The sequence below is a fragment of the Pedobacter sp. genome (assembly GCF_035566355.1).
Taxonomy (GTDB): domain Bacteria; phylum Bacteroidota; class Bacteroidia; order Sphingobacteriales; family Sphingobacteriaceae; genus Pedobacter.
Genome location: NZ_DATMRL010000607.1, coordinates 1 through 5,043 on the forward strand (window position 1 = coordinate 1; position 5,043 = coordinate 5,043).

A 5,043-nucleotide genomic window follows, 5' to 3' on the forward strand; every position below is an offset into this window, starting at 1 on the left:
GATTACGGAAGAAGAGATTACCGAGTTGGAAGCAACGGCTAAACAACTGGTGCGCGATGCACAAAAAGAAGCCTGGAATGAATATCTGGCTTCTATTAAAACGGAAAAAGATCAGGTAGTTAATATGGTTTCTGCCTTAGCCAAAGGGGATAATAGGCTAGCTAAAATTGCATCGGAATTATCCGGTGCTGCGGATGCCCAACGTAAAGAAGTATTTTCTTCTGTAAGAAGAGCGTTGCGCTTAACGATAGATAAACCATCTGCAGAGCGTAGTGCACTTGTACAATGGTATGCAGATCAGGAAGACCTGAATGCAGATCGTTACAATTCTAAGCTGTTTACAGACGGAAAAGAAAGTCCGTTCCTGGTTGATCAGGTGGCAGCGGAATACGAGGACCAGGGAAAAATGGTAGATGGAAGGGAGATTTTAAATGCTTGTTTCGATGCCAATTTTGCCCGCGATCCGCGTCTGGTAGCTTTTGGAGAAGATTTGGGTAATATTGGAGATGTAAATCAGGGTTTTGCCGGTTTACAGGCTAAATATGGTGAGCTGAGGATTACCGATACGGGTATTCGTGAAATGACTATTGTAGGACAGGGGATTGGATTGGCCTTACGTGGCTTACGGCCAATTGCGGAGATTCAATACCTGGATTATCTGCTATATGCTTTAAATATTTTGAGTGATGATCTGGCCAGTTTATCTTACCGGACTAAAGCCGGACAGAAAGCGCCGGTGATCATCAGAACGCGCGGACACAGACTGGAAGGTGTATGGCATTCGGGATCCCCAATTTCAATGATTTTAGGTTCGTTGCGCGGATTACATCTTTGTGTACCTCGTAATATGACCCAGGCTGCTGGAATGTATAATACCTTATTCCGTTCTGATGAGCCTGCTATTGTTATTGAATGTTTGAATGGCTACCGCTTGAAAGAGAAATTACCTGAAAATGTTGGATCTTATACTGTTCCGCTTGGGCAGGCTGAGGTTATTCAGGAAGGTACAGATATTACTGTGGTTTCTTACGGTTCCACTTTACGTATAGTGGAAGAAGCTGCAGAGGAATTGGCTCAAATGGGGATTTCTGTAGAAATTGTTGATCCGCAGACTTTGTTGCCCTTTGACTTGAACAAAGTTTGTGCAGGTTCTTTACAGAAAACCAATAAGCTATTGGTTGTTGATGAGGATGTTCCAGGTGGCGCAAGTGCTTATATTCTGCAGCAGATTCTGGAAGACCAGCAAGGCTATTATGCTTTGGATGCACAGCCTAAAACTTTAGCTGCAAAAGCACATCGCCCGCCGTATGGTTCTGATGGAGATTATTTCAGCAAACCTTCAGTGGATGATGTTGTTGAAGCGGTTTACAAGATGATGCACGATACGAATGCTTCTAAATATCCTTCTATTTTTTAAATTGCTTCGTCGATCTGAGTTTATCTCAGGATCTCAAACGATTGAAACAAAACAAGCAGGCTATAGCCTGCTTGTTTTGTTTCTGAGCAAATGGTCTGCTAGGACCAGTGCTGCCATAGCTTCGACAATAACGACTGCTCTTGGAACCACACAGGGATCATGGCGTCCTTTGCCTTTGATCTCTGCGGCGTCTCCGGCTGCGTTAATGGTTTGCTGATTGTGCATAATGGTGGCTACAGGTTTAAATGCAACGGTGAAATTGATTTCCATACCGTTGGAGATTCCCCCTTGAATACCACCAGAAAAATTGGTCAGCGTCTTAGGGGCTCCACTGGTGGGAAGAAAGATGTCATTGTGTTCTGATCCTCTCATTTCACTGCCTGAAAATCCAGAACCATATTCAAATCCATGTACTGCATTGATACTGAGCATTGCTTTGCCAAGATCTGCATGTAATTTATCGAAAACCGGATCACCCAGGCCGGGAGGGCAGTTACGAATCATGCAACTCACCTTACCGCCAATGGTATCTCCATCTTTTCTAACTGCGTCAATGCATTCGATCATCTCTTTTGCCGTTGCCGGGTCTGCGCAGCGTACAATGTTTTCCTCTCTGATCTGAAGCAATTCGTCGATTTTAAGGTCGTCAAGATGAGGTGCGTTGATCTTTCCGACCGCAGAAACATGGGCAAATATTTCGATTCCATGGTGCTTGAGGAGCAATTTAGCTACAGCACCAGCTGCAACACGTGCAGCTGTTTCCCGGGCAGAAGAACGGCCGCCGCCTCTATGGTCTCTGATGCCATATTTGGCGTCATAGGTATAGTCGGCGTGTGACGGACGGTAAACATCTTTATTATGTTCATAATCCTTTGATCTGTGGTCTTCGTTAGGAATCAGCAATGCAATTGGCGTTCCTGTACTTTGACCTTCAAAAATCCCGGAAAGAACCTCTACAGTGTCACTTTCTTTTCTCTGGGTGGTGATCTTGGATTGCCCTGGTCTTCTTTTATCCAGTTCCGACTGGATAAATTCCATGTCTATAGGTAATTGTGAAGGACAACCGTCGATGATAACCCCGATCGCTTTTCCGTGTGATTCACCAAAGGTGGATATTTTAAACAATTGCCCGAAGGTATTTCCAGCCATATTTTTTTATTTAAAATTAGATTTCATTTACGGTAAAACCTGCTTTTTGTAAGTCTCTCCAGAAATCGGGATAGGATTTTTCAACCACATCCATTTCTTCCAGCACTACTTCTTTGATCAGCAAGGCTAGCGGGGCAAAAGCCATGGCCATCCTGTGGTCTTCATAAGTAGCGAAGCTAACGCGTTCAGGAAATTCAAGTTTGTCGCAATTTAAGGTATATACCTTATTGTTTTCAGTTAAAACCACGCCAATTTTAGCCAGTTCATTCTGCAGCGCTTTTACCCGGTCTGTTTCTTTAATCTTTAAGGTTTCAAGTCCAGTAAAGACCAGGTTTTTTCTAAGTGCCGCCGCACAAACAATAATAGTTTGTGCCAGGTCCGGACAATCTTTCAAATCAAGAATTTCCTTGCCGAAGTTTTTATCAGAACTGATTAGACAGATGCCATTGGACGTTTTTGTTGTTTGTACGCCAAAAGCGAGCATAATTTCACGGATGCGGCTATCTCCCTGGAGACTTTTATCTTTCAGGTAAGGTAAGCTGATCTGCGCTTTCTCTGCGAGGGCCGCGATAGCATACCAATAAGAAGCAGCGCTCCAGTCCGGCTCTACAGTTAGTGTGGCAGATTGGAAAGGCTGTGGTTCGATGGTGATCCTGTTTTCAGACCAGCTGTGTGTAATGCCAGCTTCTTTCAGCATATCCAGCGTCATATTCACGTATGGAAGAGAAGTCAGTTCACCTTCTATTTCTAAAGTAAGCCCATGTTTTAATGCAGAGGCCACCATTAATAATGAAGAGATGTACTGGCTGCTTACATCGCCTTTAATCTTTACCGTATTGGTTTTTTGGTTTAAAGGACCTGTGATGTTTAGCGGCGGAAAACCTTCTTCTCCTGCATAAGTGATTTCTGCACCAATTGCTTTCAGTGCTTCTACAAGGATTCCAATCGGCCGTTGTTTCATCCTTTCTGTCCCGGTAAGTAGAAAATTACCATTTGCGGCAGATAAATATGCTGAAAGAAAGCGCATTGCTGTACCCGCAGGCCCCACATCAACGGTATGCTGATGTGGATGATTTTGCGGAATATTGTTCAGAATGCGGTCTAAAGTAACGGTATCTGCAGCATTAGACATGTTTTCTACTGTTACAGTTCCTTTGCTCAGTGCGGCCAGGATCAATGCTCTGTTGCACTCACTTTTAGAACCCGTAAGGGTAATTTCTGTGTCTATATGTCTGTTCCCATTAAAAGAAACAAGCGCATTTTTACTCATTGTTAGGCTTTAACTTCGGTGTGTGCTTCTGCAGCAATTCCTTTTTCGGCCTTGCCAGCATTCATGATTTCTGTTTGTTTTCTGATGGATTCGCCATGTACCAGTTCCAGGAATCTCTCTGTGAAGTTCAGGTCAAGGTTCAGTGCTTTTGCAAAGGCAGTTCTTTTTTGCATGATCTCATCCCAACGGTTTACCTGTAGAATGGTTACGTTGTTATCTCTTTTGTATTGACCAATTTTTTCTACGATAGCCATGCGCTCGCCTAATTTTTGGATCATCAGGTCATCGATTTTGTCAATTTGTTTTCTTAGGTCGGCCAGTTTATCTGTAAATTCTTCGTTTTTAGATTCTGGTTTACGAAGGCTGAAACGTTCTGCAAGTTCTGCTAAAGCGGCAGGGGTAACTTGTTGTTTGGCATCTGTCCAGGCTACTGAAGGATCAATGTGAGACTCGATCATTAAACCTTGCATATCAAGATCCAGTGCTTTTTGTGCAATATAAGGGATCAGTTCGCGGTTACCACAGATATGGCTTGGATCGTTGATGATTGGTAATCCCGGGCAAAGTGTTTTCAACTGAATGGCCAGTTCCCACATTGGTTCATTACGGAAAGAGCTTTTTTCAAAAGAAGAGAAACCTCTGTGGATCGCACCTAATTTAGTGATTCCGGCATTGTTGATTCTTTCCAAGGCACCAATCCATAAAGACAAGTCTGGGTTTACAGGGTTTTTAACCAATACAGGGATATCCACGCCTTTTAATGCGTCGGCAATTTCCTGTACAGTAAAAGGGTTTGCTGTAGATCTGGCACCTACCCATAGGATATCCACGCCCGCTGCTAATGCTTCTTCTACGTGTTTTGCAGTGGCTACTTCAACTGCTGTTGGCAAGCCCGTTTGCTCTTTGGCTTTGTTTAACCATTCCAGACCAATGCTTCCGATACCTTCAAATTCTCCCGGACGGGTACGTGGTTTCCAGATTCCAGCTCTTAAAACAGATACTTTTCCTGTGGCGGCTAATAAATGTGCAGTAGATAATAATTGTTCTTCAGTTTCAGCACTGCATGGACCAGAGATAATTAATGGCTCGTTTTTTACGTTTAACCAACTGCTTAGAGGCTGAATGTTCAAATTTAGTTTCATTATTGGTGGGGTTTTTTAGTTTTAAATATTTTTGTTCTTTAAATTATACTTTATCGTTTTTGGCG

Annotated in this window: 4 protein-coding genes; 1 reads left to right on the forward strand and 3 read right to left on the reverse strand. The window is 43.2% G+C overall.

From position 1 onward, the window contains the following. The coding region (locus VNZ46_RS23780) for an alpha-ketoacid dehydrogenase subunit beta (protein WP_325563275.1) at positions 1–1,417 on the forward strand (1,417 nt) is incomplete at its 5' end. Between the two features lie 60 nt (positions 1,418–1,477). On the opposite strand, the gene aroC is transcribed toward VNZ46_RS23780, so the two are convergent. From aroC to VNZ46_RS23795, 3 genes are read right to left on the reverse strand one after another with little or no spacing between them, the layout of a single operon-like run. Beyond that, entirely contained in the window at positions 1,478–2,566 is a 1,089-nt protein-coding gene (gene aroC / locus VNZ46_RS23785; RefSeq protein WP_325563277.1) for a chorismate synthase, read from the reverse strand. A 16-nt stretch (positions 2,567–2,582) separates the two neighbouring features. Beyond that, entirely contained in the window at positions 2,583–3,836 is a 1,254-nt protein-coding gene (gene aroA / locus VNZ46_RS23790; RefSeq protein ID WP_325563279.1) for a 3-phosphoshikimate 1-carboxyvinyltransferase, read from the reverse strand. Positions 3,837–3,838: 2 nt separating this feature from the next. After that, complete coding sequence (locus VNZ46_RS23795) at positions 3,839–4,978, reverse strand: chorismate mutase (protein ID WP_325563281.1); 1,140 nt, start codon at positions 4,976–4,978, stop codon at positions 3,839–3,841. Between the last annotated feature and the right edge of the window lie 65 nt (positions 4,979–5,043).